The sequence below is a fragment of the Cyanobium sp. BA20m-14 genome (assembly GCF_024346295.1).
In genome coordinates this window covers 1-15,999 of record NZ_JAGQCR010000049.1, presented here as the reverse complement: position 1 = coordinate 15,999, position 15,999 = coordinate 1, and the positions used below count along the sequence as shown (strand labels likewise).

The following is a 15,999-nucleotide window of genomic DNA, read 5'->3' as shown; positions in this document are numbered from 1 at the left end:
GAATAAGCCACAGTCGTCAGGTGTACAACTCGTTTAAGCAAATGGGCGCCAAAGTGGTTGAAATGCTGCGTCCAGTGCAAAGCGTATCAGAAAACTACAGTGAGACAGTTGCTAGGCAGGTGGCCTATCGCTTAAATGAGCAGCTTAGAATGGCCAGAATTGATAGAGCCAATTCTCGCCGAGTCGAGTTCTGGAGCTCAAGAGGAATTGAGTGCGATTAAGTCATTGGAGGAATCGCATATTTAAGCAAAAGCTAACGCGTTTACGCGCATCATCCTCCGCCACAGAGTTACTTCTGATCCAAGGTGCCTCTGCGTACAGGTGATGGCCGGTGTTCACTCAACAGGGAAGGCAACCACCCTCACTGAGCAGGCGTCAACGATCTGAATCCACTGCTCACGGCTGATCGCTAACCGCTCCAACATCTCGCCCACGCCTACTCCTGAGGTAAGCAATCGCTGCCCCCGCGCATGCAGCTCCCGCCACGTCGGTGGCACCTTGAGCAAGAAGCCATTGTCCCGCAGAAAGTGGGTGATTTCCCCGTTGGCGTAAGTCCGCCCGTAGGGCCGAAAAGGCCCCCGTGAAGGGTCGTAGCGGCGCGCTGCCTTGATTAGGCCAATCATCGCCAACTGCAGCAAGTCCTCCTTGGGGTGAACAGTGCGGCGAGCGAAGTTGCCGGCGATCTTCTCTGCCAAGTCCATGTGCTCAAGCGCTAGGGCATCAGCAGCTGCATGGGGCGGCACTGGCCGTTCCCGCCTGGGCCTGCAACGCACGGGCTGCTTTCCCTGAGCTCTGGGCGGGTGATGCGCCGGCGTCTGCAGGTTGATCTCCAGCTGCTCTGCCCGGGCATGGCACGCCGGCTGGCGGTAGCGCCGTTGCTTGAGCATTTGCGCCGCACTTGCGGCATCACCCACCAGCACAACCGTGATCGGCAGCACCAGCTGCACAGCAGGTGGAGTCAGCACGGCAGGGCATGGGCTCTCCACCAGGGATGGCGTGGAGCATTCCCGCACCGCGGACACCAGCGGCCCCCTCATCGACTCACCAGCAGTGGCGTCACCACCGGCTGGATGCCTTGGGCCTTCCAGTAGCGGCCCTCCAGCCAGAGGGCGCCATGGCAGAACGCATCCACCAGGTCCTTGCTGCCTTTTGGGAAGCGGATCGCTTCTTCCACCAGCGGCTGGGCGCGGTGGTGGAAGCGAATCTGTCCTGCTTCCACCAGGGGGGCGACGGCATGAGCTCGGGTTTCCTTGCTGCCGCGGGCCGTGATTGGCAGCATCCCCGGTACGCGGCGCCGGAGGGTTTGCAGCACGGCCGGGCCATTGGCGGCGTCCTCGATCAGCACGGCATTGGGACGCAGGCCCTGCTGCTCCAGCGCCTCTAGGCAGCCCAGCAGGAAGCGGATCACCGCCGGCAGGCCAAAGCGATGCCGGGAAGCCCAGAGCACCTCCATTTCCAAGGCAGTGCACTGCAGCGGCCCCTCGCGTTCACCGCTGCGCGGGTTGATCGGCCTGGACGCTGGTGCCAGCAGCCCTACCAGGCAGAAGCCGCAGTAGTCGCTCTCTGCCTCCCCCTTGAAGCTCAGGTCGCACGAGAGGGCCAGCAGGGCGTACTGCCGCTGGCGGCCAGTGGCCGCTCCTGCCTCCTCGCGCGGGAAGGGCGGCCGGATCCACTGCCTCAGGAAGATTGAGCCAGACGCCGGGCTGGGCCGCTGCTGATACAGCGCCGCCCACCAGTAAGCGCCGAGGCGGGCGCGGATTTTGACCAGCTCGCTCAGTGGGAAGCGCTCCGGGCACAGCGCCTCACCCCTCTGGCGCCAGTCGGGAATCAAGGTGCAGGTAGGCGGCAGCTTGGGGCGTTCGGCCGGGTCTTCTGCAACAGCGGGTAGATCCAGGACGGTCCACTGCTGTGGGGCTTCCCCAAGCTCCTGCTCATACAGCCAGCCGATCACGTCTTGGTGGTCCCAGCGGGTCAGCACCACCACCTGGGCTGAAAGGTTTGGCTGCTCGCTGCCGTCTGGACCCAGCACCATGGCCGGTTCGGCCCGGGTGAGCCACACCGAACGCAGCCAGTCGATCAGCTTCTGCCGCAGCGCCGGAGAGGCGGCATCACCGGGGCCCTTGTAGGGGTCGTCAATGATTCCCAGGCTGTAGCCCTTGCCGGTGAAGGGGCCATCCACACCAGCAGCGATGCAGCCACCGCGCTGACGGGTCAGCCAGTTGCCCACCGCCGCTGAATCGCGGGCCAGCAGGTGGCCGGTGACCCGGTAGAAGTGGCGCGCTTCTCTGGAGTGGGCGTAAGCCAGCTCGGCCGAATACGACGCAATCGCCGCAAAGAGATGCGGGTAGCGCTGCAGGAAGTAGGCCGGAAACAGCTTGGAAACCAGGAGCGACTTTCCTAACCGCGGTGGACAGGTAACGATCAAGCGGCTGAGCTGGCCATCGGCCACGGCTTGCAGCAGCTCGATCAGCACCTCGGCCCAGCGGTGGAAGCCATAGCGGGGGTAGGCCTCGGCAATAAAGCTGCGCAGGCTCTGGGGTTCTGCCTGGATTGGGGTGGTGCTGGCCGGCAGGTGCAGCAGGCCGGCGTCACCCCAGGGGTCGAGCTCGTTCAGCAGCAGGCCACTGCTGTTTGCAGCAAGGCGCTGCACAAGTGCCGTACTTGAGGGAGCGCCCGTCATCCCCTCAGCTCCGGTGACTTGATGGGGCCCCGCAGGATGCCGCCGATCTCAGCAATCACCCGGAAGGCACCAACCGCCGCGGAGAACTGCTCGGCATCCATGGCCCGGCGCGCGCAGTCGTAGAGGGCGTAGATGTGCTGGGCCTGATGTTCGAGGCGGTTGCTGATCAGATCTTCCACCATCCGCTGGCGTGCCGCATCTAGATAGGAGCGGACCGTGCGGGTGTTGGTGACCCCCCAGCTGGCTCCTGCGTTTTCGTAGATCCGCAGCAGGGGCATGCGCTGGGCAATCCACAGCTGCGCCTCGGCGATGCGCCGCTCCACCTCCATCGCCGTGGGCCTGGGCGCCACCTTGCCGCGACGGCGGAGGCGGGGCGGATTGCCCTTCCCGACTGGCCTAGAGGGATCGACGCCGGCTGAGGGGAGGAGGGCCCGGCCATCGGCGTCCTGATCCAGCGGGGCAGAGCGCAGGGCCTCGATGACCTCGTCGACAGGTGGCGCTTGCTGAAAAGACATCAGCCAGACAACCAGAGCCGCAGGGACCCATCCGGGGAGTACGCAGGTGCCATGACTGGAATTTGTTTCAGCGAAAGCATAAATGCTTTATCCACGCTCGCATATCCGCAGGCCTGATCACCGCTCTGGCCGCAAGTCAGCTTTGTAGCGGCTGGTCCCGGAACGGCTGGAACGGCGCTGGAACGGCCCGCGTTCCGGCCAGATCGGTTGCCAGAGCAGCGTTCCCACGGTGGTGGAACAAATGGAACACTAAATACAGATATAGATATAGATAGAGGCCTAAAGTTGCATACCAATTGGTGGGACTATTGGGTTACCGATCGGGCCGATCCCTTGCCGAGGCTTAGCTGCCTATTTATCTAGGGGGATGTCCTTGCTGAGCGTTCCACCCGTTCCAACCATTCCACCCATTGCAGCGCAATCGATCTGGGCGTTTGGGGGGCGGAACGCCGCGTTCCACCTAGATCCAGGTCACCGCGAGGTAACCGGCCCTCGTCTCAGGCCAGAATGGCTGCGCTGCAGTGGATCTGCGCTGCCGAGCTGTTCAGAGGCCATTGATGGGAATGGCGCAGGCCCTGGCCTTGGAGCCGGCCCCCTTGAAGCGCACCGAGTTCGTGGTGGGCTGCGCTCCCGGCAATCTGGAAAGGATCGTGCTCCAGCTGGAGGCCCACGGGGTGCCGTCGAGGATGCGGGCGATCGCCTCGGCGGTGTTGCTCACCAGCAGGTGGCCCTCCTGGATGCGTATGCCATGGCGCGAGAGGATCTCCTCGGCATAGCGAGCGCTCACGGGATCAAGACCGCCGGGGGTGACGACCGTCTCAACCAGCTCGCCGACGTTGCGTGTATGGATCCGGTCCTCGGTTTCCACCCGCAGTTCGAATTGCAGGATGCGATTGAGACAGCGCCGTTCATCGGGCAGACCGATGCTCTGCTGAAAGGTGCTCCAGTCACTGCCAGCGATCAGGGCCTGGGCCTGGGCAGCTGTCGGGACTTCACTGGACTGCAGGGCCCAGGCGCCAGCGAGCAGCGTGCCGTACTGATCCCCCTGATGCTGGGAGCCGAAGTGAGCCGCCGCAACGCGGGAGAACACCCGCACTGCCTGGCGGATCATCGGGAGCAGCACCACGGTTCGGGCGATCAGGCGCCGGCCGGCGCCGGCAGTGATCTGCTCCTCCAGGTCACGGTCGAGCTCCTCCCAGTGGCGCTGCCGTGCCGGTGGCTGGAGGTGATCCGGGGCCCGCAGGGTGAGCTGGGAGAAGCGTCGTCTGTCGGCGCCCTGCCTGAGGGCGGTTGAAACGCTGCTGAGCAGGAACATCGAGCGAACCCGGAACCGCTGCACCTCCCCTGCGGCGGAGCCCTTGCCGATCGAAGCACGTGTCTCACTAGAGGCGTAGCGGGCCAGGGCAAGGATCTGCTGAATACGCTGCTGATCGGCTTTCTCGTTGCTCTCGGCCTCGTCGATCACAACCGGCAGGGCATCGGAGCGCAGGGCCTGGCGGATGAAGGCCTCGGTTGTGTTGCCCACCACCGGCAGGGCGAAATCCCCAAGCAACACCCCGACAAAGCGCTCCAGCAAGGTCGACTTGCCCGATCCTGCAGCGGCTGTAAGCCAGAGGTGAGGGCGCCAGCTGAGCGCCCCGGAGATCGGCGCCAGGGCCACCCAACCTGCAAGCAGCAGGGAGGACGCCGGGATGTCCCAGTGAAACCGCTCGGCAATCGAGAGCACCATGAACGCTTCTTGATCGCTCAAGGGAGTGGCATCGCCGGGCCCGTGGATGGCCGCGCCGCGCTGGTAGTGAAAGCGTGAGCAGAAGGGTTGGGTGATGGGCTGACTGCGGCCATCGACAACGAGGCGGTCACCGAGGTGGAGCACCGATTGCCCTGCATCGGCCCAGGCGCCGCGACCGCGCAGGCAGTCCAGATCAAAGATCCCAACGGCGGCCTGCTGCGTAAACAGATCAGAAGCAGCAGCGGTCCAGTTGACCCCCGTCTTGGAGGGGAAGAGGGTCTCCCAATAGGCGATCGGCGCCAGGCGACAGAGATTCATGCCGCCGTGGGAGGAGGAGGCCAGTCGCACCACCTGACCAGTCGAGCGGGGCTGGTAGTAGTAGCCATCCCCATCGAAGCCGAGGCAGAGAAATGGCCGTTCGCCTGGGGTGTGGGCTGCCCGCGGCGGCGCTGTTCCACCAGGGGTGGGACCCGCAATTACCGAAACGGCGCTGCAGTCACCTGCGGCGTGATTCATCCGCAGGTGGGCGGCCCTTGCAGCCCGCAGGATCACGCTGATGCGCTCCCCTAAAAGCCCCGGAGCGTCATCAACCGAACCGCCCGCCGGCAGGCCGCTCCAAATCTCACCGGCCGGCAGGTGGAGCAGCGGCAGACCCACCGCCGCTGCGGCCTTGATCACCTGGCGGGCGCGGCGCTGGCCCTGCTCATCGTGATCAGAGAGATAGACGATGCCGGCCACACCGGCCTGCCGGAGGGCGCGATAGCGCTCTGCGATCTGGGGGCTGCTGTGGGCGTGGCCCGGTTGGGTGGAGGCGAGGAAGCCGCCGCTGATCAGCAGGTCAGCGCACTTCTCCCCTTCCAGCTCAAGCAGCCAGTGGCCGCGAGCCTGCAGCAGCGAAGACCACTGGTACATGGGCCAAGGATCTGGCCCGGCGCCGCGCTGCCAGCCCTGGTCGGTGCGGTGGTTGGCGTAAAAGAACTTGCCGCCGGATCGATCAACACGGCTGACCCGCTGGTGGTCGGAGTAGGCGTAGGGACTGCCGGTGGGCAGCGGCGCAGCCTGCTCATCGAGCAACGCCAGGTGGAATGCCGCCACCGCTTTTGGCAAGGGGGGCGGCGTGGGGGCAGCAGAAGCCAGCAGGCTATCCCAGGAGACATGGGGCTCCGCTCGCTGCGCTGCGGCAGGAGGCGGTAGCGCCACCCTCAGCGGTTTTGGTTGTTCCAACCTGAGATGGGCCTCGAGGTGGCGGGCGGCGGTCGCAAAATCCCAGCCGGTCACGCGCAGCAGCAGGTCCATGCCGCTGCCGCCACCGCCGCTGCGCTCGCGGCCGCCGCACTGGTTGCAATACCAGCCGCCGGGTCCGTCGTCGCGGTCCCAGCGGTAGCGGTCGGTGCCGCCGCAGGCGGGGCAGGGCTGGTGCCGGTCCTGCAGCTGCTCCGGCGTCAGGCCGGCCAGTTCCGTCAGGAGCCGGGGCCAGTGGCCGTCAGCTGCGAGCAGCACATCGCTCACCATCAGCGCAGGGAAGCCCCAAAGCTGGAGAGGGAGTCGCCGGAGAGGGAATCGCTGGGGGCAGGGGGCAGCCTGCGCTCGTCGCCGCGCATCACCTGCACCAGGGTGCGCCTGACGAAGGAGGCGCGGCTTTCGATGCCGTCGGCGTTGCGGTCGATCCAGGCGACGACGGGCTCAGGGAGCTGCAGCTGTACGCGCTTCATGATGACGGTGGAGTGCTACCGCAAAAGCCTAGCAATAGTTTCAGGTAGTCCTAAAGTCTGGCGAAGTGCTGTCGGCGTGCCGTGGCCATTGCCCTGCGTCCTTGCCAATTGGAGGCCGTGCAGCGGGTCCGGCTTGCCTTCCTGGAGGGGCACCGCGCCGTGCTGTTTGTGCTGCCCACCGGTGGCGGCAAGACGGTGGTGTTCAGCCACATCGCCCAGCAGGCGGCAGCGCGCGGCAACCGCATCGCCGTGCTGGTGCACCGGGCCGAGTTGCTGGAGCAGGCCTCCCGCGCCCTGGCGGACCTAGGCGTGGAGCACGGCCTGATCGCCGCTGGCCGCTCGATGAACCTGCGCGCACAGGTGCAGGTGGCCTCGGTGGGGTCCCTGGCCCGGCGCTTGTCGATGCTGCCGCGCGATTTCTTCCAGCTGCTGGTGGTTGATGAGAGTCACCACGCGAGCGCCTCCACCTGGGCGAAGGCACTGGAGCACTTCAACACCGCCAAGGTGCTCGGCGTCACGGCGACACCCTGCCGCAGCGACGGCCAGCCTCTCGGTGCCTGGTTCTCCTGCATGGTGCTCGGTCCCACTCCCGCCTGGCTGAGCGACAACGGCTACCTGGCGCCGGCCCGGGTCTATGCCCCACCGATCGGCTTTTCAGCCAAGGGGCTGCTGCGCCGGATGGGCGATTTCGATCTGCGCCAGGCCGCCGGTGCCCTCGGCGGTAGCCGCATCCTGGGCGATGCGGTCAGCCATTACCAGCGCCACCTGAGCGGAAGCACGGCGATTGCCTTCTGCTGCTCGATCGCCCACGGCCAGGCGGTGGCCGAGGCCTTCACTGAACGGGGGATCAGGGCGGCCAGCATCGACGGCAGCCAGGATGTAGCCACGCGCAGGCAGCTGCTGGAGCAGCTGGGGTCAGGTGAGCTGAAGGTGCTCACCAGCTGCAGCCTGATCGGTGAGGGAGTGGATGTGCCCTCGGTGGGCGGCTGCCTGCTGCTGCGGCCCACCCAGAGCCTGGCGCTGCACCTGCAGATGATCGGCCGCTGCCTGCGCCCGCAGCCAGGGAAGACCGCGGTGATCCTCGATCACGTCGGCAACATCGAGCGGCTCGGCCACCACCTCGATGAGCAGGAGTGGAGCCTTGATGGAGTGAAGAAGCGTGAGCAGAGCAAGGCCCCGCCTGTGAAGACCTGCCCGCAGTGCTTCTGCGCCATGGCCAGCACTCTCAGCGTTTGCCCGGAATGCGGACATGTGTTCCGGCCGGAGCGCCAGAAGCTGATCACGGTGGAAGGTGAGCTGCGGGAAATCAACCAGCAGGAGCTGCGCCGCCAACGGAAGCGGGAGCAGAGCCGAGCCCGAACCGCCACGGAGCTGGAGGCTCTAGGAACCCAGCGCGGCATGAAGAACCCCAAGGGCTGGGCACGTCATGTGATCGCCAGCCGCCAGACGCGAGGACATTGGAGCCTCCTGGCGTGAGCGAGCAGGAGCTGCAGCAACGGATTCGGCTGCAGCTGGGCTCCAGTCCAGTGCGGCTGTGGCGCAACAACGTCGGTGCGTTGCGGGATGAACGCGGCCGGCTGGTGACCTATGGGTTGTGCAAAGGCAGCAGCGACCTGATCGGCCTGCGCCAGGTGCTGATCGGCCCGGAGCACCTGGGCCAAACCATGGCCGTGTTCAGCGCCATCGAGGTGAAGGCCCCGAAGGGAAGGCTGCGGGAGGAGCAGCGCTCGTTCCTTGAGCTGGTGGAACGCTTTGGTGGCTACAGCGGCGTTGCCACGAGTGTCGAAGAAGCCGCGCGGGTGCTGAGGCTCAGCTAATCAGGCCGGTGAGGCTTGGCTCAGGCCTCGTAACTGTCACCGCTGATCGAGCTCATATTGCCCGTAACAGCCTGTCACGAAGCCGACCATTGGGGGTTGGTGCTTAGCAAGAAGCACGGGATACTTTAAGGGTTCCCAAACGGTAACCCTATGCAAAGCCTGCAGGACAAGCTGGATGCGGCCCGAGTGCAGTTCGGCAAGTTCCTGCGGAACTGGCGCAAGAGCAACGACTGGTCCGTCACCACCGCCCAGGACTGGGCCAAGGCCTGCCCAGGGCTGATCCCCTGGCCGCTGCGGGTCGCCGGCGGCCAATGGGGCAACCTGGAAAACAGCAAGGTTTTGCAGCCCCAGCCCAGCACCTTCATCCAGCTGGCGGTGCTCAACGAGTGCCTGGCGCAAGAGGAGCGGGGCGCGATCAAGGACCGGTTGCTGCGCGATCGGGTGCAGCGGGCCAAGCCAGTGCTGCATGCCGACGGCCGCCCCTGGGGCGCTGAGGACTGGTTCGCCTGCTACATCGGCAAGCTGGAGGGACCCGCCGAACTCTGGCCATGCCAGGAGGAGATCGACGCCGAGGCTGAGACCAAGCGGCTACGCAGCCTGTTCGATCAGGCCCTGGAACTGGTCGGGCTGCGGCCGGTGTCCGCCGCGATGCAGGTGTTGCGCAAGGCGGGAGATCTGCCGATGGAGCAGGTAGTGGCGATCGAGAATGCACTGTTTGCCGGAGAGCGGCTGGGCCCGGCCCTCGTCCCGATCGCCCGTGAGGCCGTGCATGCCTGGGTGCGGGAGGTGGCCCCGGAGCTGGAGCCAAGCGAGCCTCTCAGCAAGGCGGCTTAACAGGCGCAGAGGATGCCAAAAAGCAGCAGGTAGCGCCGTCGCGTGCGCTACTAAAAAGGCATTTATGCGGTACCGGAATACCTGACTTAAGGGTTTCCGAATAGATAACCGCAGGGGTAGCGTTGGCATCCTTCTTTGCAGAAAGGTGGATCAACGCGAACGAGCCTTTACGGCTTCCCACTCCTTGCCCCCTGCTTCCAAGGGGTTGCATCGCTCCGATCTGGAGCACTACATCCTGATCCAGGCCTCCTTCTCCACCGCCCTGGCCCAGTGGCAGCAGCGTTGGCGGGCGATCACAACCGATTCGCTGGCGGCCCTGGCCGGCCACGGCATCGCCATCAGCTTCCGGCAGAGCATTTGCGGGAGCTACGTGGCAACGCTGCTGCACTCCGGCGGCGGCGGGATTGATTCAGGTCTCTGCCCCTCACTGCTAGAAGCGCGGCGGATCGTCCTGGGCTATGGCCTGGAGGATGCCCCATGAGCAATTTCTCTCTGGCGGAGTATCACTGCCATCCCGCCTGGTCCCCCACGGCGCTCAAGGCTGCAGTGACCGGCACGATGCGGACCTGGAGCCATCGCTTCGGGCCAGGGGCCGCAAGATTCGTTCCCTCGGCGGACATGGTCAAAGGCGATCTGGTCGATGCCCTGCTGACGCCCCCCTTTCGGATGGATGACCGGTTCGCCGCGTATCGATCAATCGCCCGCAACACCAAGATCGGCGCCGCCAACTGCGCAGAAGCGGAAGCAGCCGGACTGACACCCGTCAGCGTCGAGATGGTGGAGCAGGCCCAGCGCATCGCTGATGCCCTCCACGCCGACCCAGTGGTGGGCGAGGTGCTGGCGGCCCTGGACCCGTCGCTCAGCCAGCAGCCCCACTTCTGGCAAGACGAAGCGGGCCGGCCCTGCCGCTGCCTGCCCGATGTGGTCACCAGCGACGGCCGGCTGTTTGACCTCAAGAAAACCCGCAGCGCCGTGCCGCGGAAGTTTTACTGGCAGGCCAAGGACCTGGCCTATGACCTGCAGCTGGCCCACCTGGCCCTGGGCCATGAGGACCGCCATGGGCAGCCGCCGCTCGAGACCGGTGTGATCGCCTTTGAGTGGCCTAGCGATCTGACCGCCCCGATCGACTGCAGCCTGCTCATCTTTGATGGGCAAGACCTGGAAAAAGGTCTGCAGCGGCGGGAGGAGGCCTTCCGGCTGATCGCCGAATGCCAGGCGACCGGCAGCTGGCCGAGCCATGGGCGCCAGGCGTTCCGTCCTGTCTTTCATGATTTCAGCCTTCCCGAAACCGTAGGCATTGATTTGAATTCCATTGACCTCTTCTAATGAACGACTCCACCCTCTCCACCAGTTCAGGTCCATCACCTTCCTCAGCCCTGGCCCCAGCGACAGACACCCTGCAGGTGTTCAGCGGTATCGCCGCCTTTGATGCCGCCCAGCGCATGGCCAAAGCCCTCTGCTCCTCGAGCCTTGTTCCCAAGGAGTACCAGGGGCAGCAGGGGCTGGCCAACAGCTTGATCGCCCTGGAGATCGCCGGGCGCATGCGCCTCTCACCGCTAGTGGTGATGCAGAACATGACGCCAATCCACGGACGCCCCACCTGGAGCAGCAAGTTCCTGATCGCCACAGTGAATGCCAGCGGCCGCTTCTCACCGCTGCGCTTTGTCTTTGACGCCAAGGAGAAGCCCAGCAGTTGCTACGCGGTAGCCACCGATAAGGCCACCGGTGAGGTGCTGGAAGGGGAAACCATCACCCTGGAACTGGCCCGCAAAGAGGGCTGGTGGAGCCGCAAGGACCGCCAGGGCAACGAGACCAGCAAGTGGCAGACGATGACCGGCCAGATGCTGCGCTACCGCGCCGCGGCCTGGTGGTCGAACGTCTACTGCCCGGAGATCGCCCTGGGCTTGATCACCCAGGAGGAGGCGCTCGACATCGAGGCGGTCACGGTCCGAGAAGCTGGCGGGGCCAGCATTACTGGGGCTGAAATCCAGGCGCCATCTCAGGCCGCTGCGACATGGAGCCAGGCCGCTGAGGAACCCGCTGGGCAAGCCGCCACGGCGCCGGAAAAACTCACCGCCCGGCGTACTGCAGCTGGCTCCCGCGCTGCCGCTATACCCAATCTTTTACGCCATCGCGAAGACAAAATGATTCCACCGGAAACCCAAAACAGCGCCACTGGGCGCATCGAGTCATCCCATGGGGGAAACGCTGAGGCAGATCAAGAGGTGATCGACGCCGAGATTGTGGGCACCAGCGGGGCTGCGCCGGAGCCGGCCACCCCAGCTGAGCAGCAAGCCGGGCACCAAACCCGGCAGCAGGAGGTCCTATCGCTGCAGGCCAGCGAGACCCCTGCCGCAGGCACCCAGCCAGCACCGCGGAGAAGCAGGAGCCAGTCCGCTGCTGCCCCAGCTCCAGAGCCTGAATTGAATCCGGTGGAGGTGGGCCTCCGCCAAATCCCACACATCGCCACCCTGCAGGAGCTCGAGCGCGCCTACGGACGCATCAACCAGCTGCTCAGTGCGGGCCAGATCAACGACGAGAACGCCGAGCGGCTCTGGAGCGCGATCTCCAGGCGCCGCCGGCAGCTCGAGGACAGCGAGAGCGCCCAACAGAGCGCGGGGGCGGGGACATGAGCACCTCCCCCCAGAAGCCGCGGCCACTACGCCAGCGGATCGGCAACCACAAGAAGACCATCGCCATGAACAACGACACCTTTGAGCGGGTCGATGCCTTCGCCCGCAGGCACAACATCACCTGGAGCGGAGCGCTGCACGAACTGGTGCGCACCCATCCGCTCATCGGCCTGCCGTCACTGCTGGCGGTTCAGGAGCGCATCAAGGCCCGCACCGGCTCGGCGCTCGAGGTGGAGGCATGAGCATCAATCTGATCGTGCTGGTCGGCAATGCCGGCCGGGATCCGGAGCTGCGCTTCTTTGAGACCGGCAGCTGCATCTGCGAGTTCACCCTGGCGGTGAACCGCCCGCCGCGCGACGGCCAGCCCCAGGAGCCGCTCTGGGTGAACTGCAAGGCGTGGGGCAAGACCGCCCAGGTGGCGGGCGACTACCTGCGCAAGGGCAGCAAGGTAGCGATCGTCGGGCGGCTCGAATTCGAGCAGTGGAGTGACCGCAGCAGCGGTGAGATGCGCAGCAAGACCCTGGTGGTGATCGACCGCCTGGAGTTCTGTGAGGGCAGGAGCGGTACGCAGCAGCAAGAAAAAGCCGCCGACTTAGCGGCCTTCTCCGCTGGCCAGTCCGTCAGTGACTCGGCGTCTCAGACGGCAACCGCCGCTGCAGGGGGCTCCCGCAGTTCGAGCGCGGCGACATGGGGCGCACCCGCTGGCGTGCCAGCACCGGCGGCCCCGGCCTGGTCCACCAGCGGCCCCATCAGCGACGAGGAGGTGCCCTTCTGATGACCCATCACACCAACGTCCGCTACGGCGGCAGGGGAAAGAGTCCCCAACTGCCGGCCTTCTGCCGCACCCGCCAGAGAAGCGCCACCACCGTGGGGCTCAGCGCGCTGCAGCAGCTGCAGTGGTTGCTGTGGCTGCTGCTGGCGCTGCAACTGAGCACGATCTTGCTGCTGCTCTCCGGCACGGTGCCAGCTCCCCGAAGACCGCAAGCAGGAGCACCCATCGCCACCACTGCCGCAGCTGGCGCCACTGTCCTCTCGCCTTCTCAGCCATGAGCAGCACGACCGCTCTGGTGCCCTACCCGTTCGAGGGGCACCGCATCCGGGTCAGCACCGATGCGCACGGTGAGGCCTGGTTCGCCGCCGCTGATGTCGCAGCAGCCCTTGGCCAGCAGCCGATCGCCAGAGGGCTGGCCAACCTGCGGGAGGCGGAGCACTGCCTCCATTCCCAGGAGGGACCCGGCAGCCAGGGCTGCACTCTGGCCCTGATCAGTGAAGGCGGCCTGCTGCGCCTGCTGCTGCTGGACGCCAGCCAGACGGCCTGGCGAATGCGGCGCTGGCTCACCCATGAGGTTCTGCCAGCCCTGCACCACCAACAGGTCAAAGCAAGGGCTCACTTATCAGGCACGGCTGGGGAAAAGACCCAGACCGTGTAGGCGGTGCTGCGGCTTGCCGAGGAGATCATCGAGCTCACCGGCGTCGGGTACTCCGATGCGCTCCTCGCTGCCATTGAGGACATCGAGGCCAGCACCGGCCTCCACCTGGCCCCACTGCAACAGATCCTTTGCGACACCCACTCTGCGGACTCAGCTCATCGCCCCGCTCAGCCGGTTGGTGCGCCAGTCGAGGCACGCTTGGATGCAGAGCAACTGGCCGAGCGGCTGGGCCACACGATCAGGGATATCAACCGCCGGTTGGCCGCCTGCGGCCTGCAGGTGCGCAATGACCTTGATGACTGGCAGCTCACTGCAGTCGGCTGCGACTGGGGTATCGCCCTGCCGCGCTGCAGCCGCGGCGAGCACCGGCAGCAGATCGTCTGGGATCCAGCGGTGGTGGCGTTGCTGCAGGGGGAAGGGTGATGTCAAACAGCATTGCTCTGGTCGGCCTACCCCCCGAGGGGCAGTGCGGCCTGGTGGCCGAGAAGTCGAATGTGAATCCTCGCTGTTGCAGGAGGGGCCGGTAATGGTCTCTCCAAGAGTTCGTCACAGCCGTCCGCAGCCCCCTGCCAAGCCAATCGAACTAGCCCATACCCAGGAATGGGCTGATGCCCGATCGACGGCTCCGCTTCTCGGTGTGAGCGAGAAAACCCTGGGTCGCTGGCGCAAGGCCGGCTTGTTCCGGGCTGGGGTGCATTGGCGCCGCAAATTCCCAAGCAGCAATTCACCAGTTCTGTATCACCTAGAGCGCTGTAACGAAGCGATGAATGAAGCAACGGCCCGCACGCCCCATCTCCTCGAGAAAAACTGAGCCTTTCAGGCACGGCAACGAAAGCCCTGGTTCAGTCCGTTACTGGACCAGGGCCTTTTGCTGGAGTGGGCCAGTGACGCCCTGAGAGGGGTCCAGCAGGGCTTGTAGGGAATCAAGCCACCAGTCCTGCTGGTTTTGCTGTGTCCCGCTGCCAGAACTTGAATCTTGAGGAAGGCGGTGCCTGGTGGCTTTGCCCACATCTTGCCCACAAAGCAGGGGGCCTATCGGTGAAAAGTCAATCGGGGCGACAGGATTCGAACCTGCGACCTAGTGCTCCCAAAGCACCCGCGCTACCAAGCTGCGCCACGCCCCGTTCCTTCGTCATAGTAGTGGAGTGCAGGCCAGCACTGGATTCTTGCTGTGCCAACGGGTTTGGGGCTTGTAGCGGGTAGGGGCAAATGGCAGCATGTAGCAGCTGGATATCACTTGGATATCACTAGCCCGTCACTTTTCTGTCGCTAGCGCCGCAGGTGCCCCATGACCCGTCGATCCGACGCCCCACCATGGGTGCAGGGCTTAAGGGCACAGCTGAAGAGCACCGTTGGCCCTGCGTACCGGTTGGGGGAACAAAGCGGCAAGGCGAAGCTTGACGTCCGATACGCCGACGGCACCAGAGGAACAGCGGTTCTTCCCGTCTTGTGGGTGCCGGGGCAGGCTCGCCACATACAGGAGGTTGTGGAGCGCCTAGCCCAACAGCTTGCTATGGGCCTGACCCTGCGCCAGGCACTAGAGGTGATCCGTGGTAAGGCCGTGCCCCCACCTGAACGTGGCATCGCCCCCGTAGGTGTGGAGTTATTGGCCGCGTGGGAAGCGTTCGGGGTCCACAAGGTCCATCGGACCGGCCAGATCAAAGCCAGCACCTGGCTTGTCGACTACGGCAAGTCGGCTAGACGTCTGCAGGTTGTCGCTGACAAGGCAGTTGACGCCAAGTCGCTGTTAACCCTGGCCGGAGAGGCTTGGCCGCCGGGGTCCCGCCGTCGCCAGGTGGTTTTGCAGCATCTGGCCGCAATGTGCCGCTGGGGGGTCGAAAACGACCTGTTGCAGGCTGATCGCTGGACCCCACCCCCCAGCCTGAAGAGCTACGTCGGTGAAAAACGAGCCGGGCGAGTGGATGGAATTCCCCTTAACGACGATCAGATCCTTGGCCTGCTCAATGGTCTGCCGCAGGACACGGCAGGGCAGAGGTGGAATTACGCCATTCAGCTGATGGCTGCCTACGGCCTACGGCCAGTCGAATTGCTGCACCTGCGCATGGAACCGGCCGGAGGCCTGTGGTGCGACTACATAAAACGAAGTGGCGGGGGATCGACGAGGCCACGCCAGCTCCGGGCCCTGCACCCTGAGTGGGAAGTCGACTGGAGGTTGCGCGAACGAATCGAGGCGGGTGAGGCCTTGCCACCGTTTGGAGGTGGGGTGGCTGATGCCGCTCGTCGTTACCTAAGCCGGCAACAGGCCTGGATGGATCTGGGCACCTCAGGAGCTACCTGCTACGGATTTCGGCACGGGTATGCCCTGCGGGCGCACCAGGCATACGGTCTAAGCCCGCGGGTGGCGGCAGCACTGATGGGTCATTCGGTCGAAACCCACACACGGCATTACGGCAGGTGGACCGATGAGGCGACCATCGACAGTGCGCTGGAAGCGGCCATGCACTACCGCAAGTTGACGCAAGCGCAAGCTTCTGTATAGTTGAAGAGCTGATGGCGTCCGCAGTCAGCACACCCGTAATGGCCGGGGCCAATGCCACATGTCTGATCCTTTGATCAGGCGTGCACACATAGCAGGCATACGCAGCAGACCCTCGTTCTTTGAGAATGCACCTATGTCCCCGACTAATT

18 protein-coding genes and 1 tRNA gene are annotated in these 15,999 nt (G+C 65.2%); 13 read left to right on the top strand and 6 right to left on the bottom strand.

Features of this window, described 5'->3' with window-relative positions; genetic code table 11:
• Positions 1-221, top strand: a 221-nt coding sequence (locus KBZ07_RS06605; protein ID WP_254930861.1) for a hypothetical protein, incomplete at its 5' end; no start/stop codon positions are given.
• A 114-nt stretch (positions 222-335) separates the two neighbouring features.
• Here the strand turns inward: KBZ07_RS06605 and KBZ07_RS06600 are convergent.
• The 5 genes from KBZ07_RS06600 to KBZ07_RS06580 form a co-directional block, all read right to left on the bottom strand.
• A complete protein-coding gene (locus KBZ07_RS06600; protein WP_254930860.1) occupies positions 336-1,037 on the bottom strand; it encodes a sigma-70 family RNA polymerase sigma factor in 702 nt (233 codons plus the stop codon).
• Positions 1,034-2,680 (bottom strand): terminase, encoded by a 1,647-nt coding sequence (locus tag KBZ07_RS06595; protein ID WP_254930859.1) that lies wholly within the window; start codon positions 2,678-2,680, stop codon positions 1,034-1,036. The genes KBZ07_RS06600 and KBZ07_RS06595 overlap by 4 nt, the downstream gene beginning before the upstream one ends.
• Positions 2,677-3,195 carry a hypothetical protein gene (locus tag KBZ07_RS06590; RefSeq protein WP_254930858.1) on the bottom strand — a complete coding sequence of 173 codons (519 nt, stop codon included), beginning with the start codon at positions 3,193-3,195 and terminating at the stop codon, positions 2,677-2,679. The genes KBZ07_RS06595 and KBZ07_RS06590 overlap by 4 nt, the downstream gene beginning before the upstream one ends.
• A gap of 544 nt (positions 3,196-3,739) precedes the next feature.
• Positions 3,740-6,436, bottom strand: a complete 2,697-nt coding sequence (locus KBZ07_RS06585) for a primase-helicase zinc-binding domain-containing protein (protein WP_254930857.1) — start codon at positions 6,434-6,436, stop codon at positions 3,740-3,742.
• Positions 6,436-6,636 (bottom strand): hypothetical protein, encoded by a 201-nt coding sequence (locus tag KBZ07_RS06580; RefSeq protein WP_254930856.1) that lies wholly within the window; start codon positions 6,634-6,636, stop codon positions 6,436-6,438. The genes KBZ07_RS06585 and KBZ07_RS06580 overlap by 1 nt, the downstream gene beginning before the upstream one ends.
• An 81-nt stretch (positions 6,637-6,717) precedes the next feature.
• On the opposite strand from KBZ07_RS06580, the gene KBZ07_RS06575 reads away from it, so the two are divergent.
• The 11 genes from KBZ07_RS06575 to KBZ07_RS06525 all read left to right on the top strand — a co-directional run bounded on the left by KBZ07_RS06575 (position 6,718) and on the right by KBZ07_RS06525 (position 13,773).
• Positions 6,718-8,112 (top strand): DEAD/DEAH box helicase family protein, encoded by a 1,395-nt coding sequence (locus KBZ07_RS06575; protein ID WP_254930855.1) that lies wholly within the window; start codon positions 6,718-6,720, stop codon positions 8,110-8,112.
• A complete protein-coding gene (locus KBZ07_RS06570; protein ID WP_254930854.1) occupies positions 8,109-8,453 on the top strand; it encodes a VRR-NUC domain-containing protein in 345 nt (114 codons plus the stop codon). Before KBZ07_RS06575 ends, KBZ07_RS06570 begins: the two co-directional genes overlap by 4 nt.
• Positions 8,454-8,603: 150 nt before the next feature.
• Entirely contained in the window at positions 8,604-9,287 is a 684-nt protein-coding gene (locus KBZ07_RS06565) for a hypothetical protein (protein WP_254930853.1), read from the top strand.
• 184 nt (positions 9,288-9,471) lie between these two features.
• Positions 9,472-9,768 carry a hypothetical protein gene (locus KBZ07_RS06560; RefSeq protein ID WP_254930852.1) on the top strand — a complete coding sequence of 99 codons (297 nt, stop codon included), beginning with the start codon at positions 9,472-9,474 and terminating at the stop codon, positions 9,766-9,768.
• A complete protein-coding gene (locus KBZ07_RS06555) occupies positions 9,765-10,613 on the top strand; it encodes a PD-(D/E)XK nuclease-like domain-containing protein (protein ID WP_254930851.1) in 849 nt (282 codons plus the stop codon). Before KBZ07_RS06560 ends, KBZ07_RS06555 begins: the two co-directional genes overlap by 4 nt.
• Positions 10,613-11,920, top strand: coding sequence for a recombinase RecT (locus tag KBZ07_RS06550; protein ID WP_254930850.1), 1,308 nt, complete (start codon positions 10,613-10,615; stop codon positions 11,918-11,920). The genes KBZ07_RS06555 and KBZ07_RS06550 overlap by 1 nt, the downstream gene beginning before the upstream one ends.
• On the top strand, positions 11,917-12,162 hold the full coding sequence (locus tag KBZ07_RS06545; RefSeq protein ID WP_254930849.1) for a hypothetical protein: 246 nt from the start codon (positions 11,917-11,919) through the stop codon (positions 12,160-12,162). The genes KBZ07_RS06550 and KBZ07_RS06545 overlap by 4 nt, the downstream gene beginning before the upstream one ends.
• Positions 12,159-12,695: a single-stranded DNA-binding protein gene (gene ssb, locus KBZ07_RS06540; protein WP_254930848.1), complete on the top strand. Its 537-nt coding sequence runs from the start codon at positions 12,159-12,161 to the stop codon at positions 12,693-12,695. The genes KBZ07_RS06545 and ssb overlap by 4 nt, the downstream gene beginning before the upstream one ends.
• A complete protein-coding gene (locus KBZ07_RS06535) occupies positions 12,695-12,970 on the top strand; it encodes a hypothetical protein (RefSeq protein WP_254930847.1) in 276 nt (91 codons plus the stop codon). Before ssb ends, KBZ07_RS06535 begins: the two co-directional genes overlap by 1 nt.
• A complete protein-coding gene (locus tag KBZ07_RS06530; RefSeq protein WP_254930846.1) occupies positions 12,967-13,350 on the top strand; it encodes a BRO family protein in 384 nt (127 codons plus the stop codon). Before KBZ07_RS06535 ends, KBZ07_RS06530 begins: the two co-directional genes overlap by 4 nt.
• Positions 13,351-13,353: 3 nt before the next feature.
• Positions 13,354-13,773, top strand: a complete 420-nt coding sequence (locus KBZ07_RS06525; RefSeq protein WP_254930845.1) for a hypothetical protein — start codon at positions 13,354-13,356, stop codon at positions 13,771-13,773.
• Between the two features lie 627 nt (positions 13,774-14,400).
• On the opposite strand, the gene KBZ07_RS06520 is transcribed toward KBZ07_RS06525, so the two are convergent.
• Positions 14,401-14,474: transfer RNA gene (locus tag KBZ07_RS06520), tRNA-Pro, on the bottom strand.
• A gap of 389 nt (positions 14,475-14,863) precedes the next feature.
• On the opposite strand from KBZ07_RS06520, the gene KBZ07_RS06515 reads away from it, so the two are divergent.
• Positions 14,864-15,850: a hypothetical protein gene (locus KBZ07_RS06515; RefSeq protein WP_254930844.1), complete on the top strand. Its 987-nt coding sequence runs from the start codon at positions 14,864-14,866 to the stop codon at positions 15,848-15,850.
• Positions 15,851-15,999 lie beyond the last annotated feature (149 nt).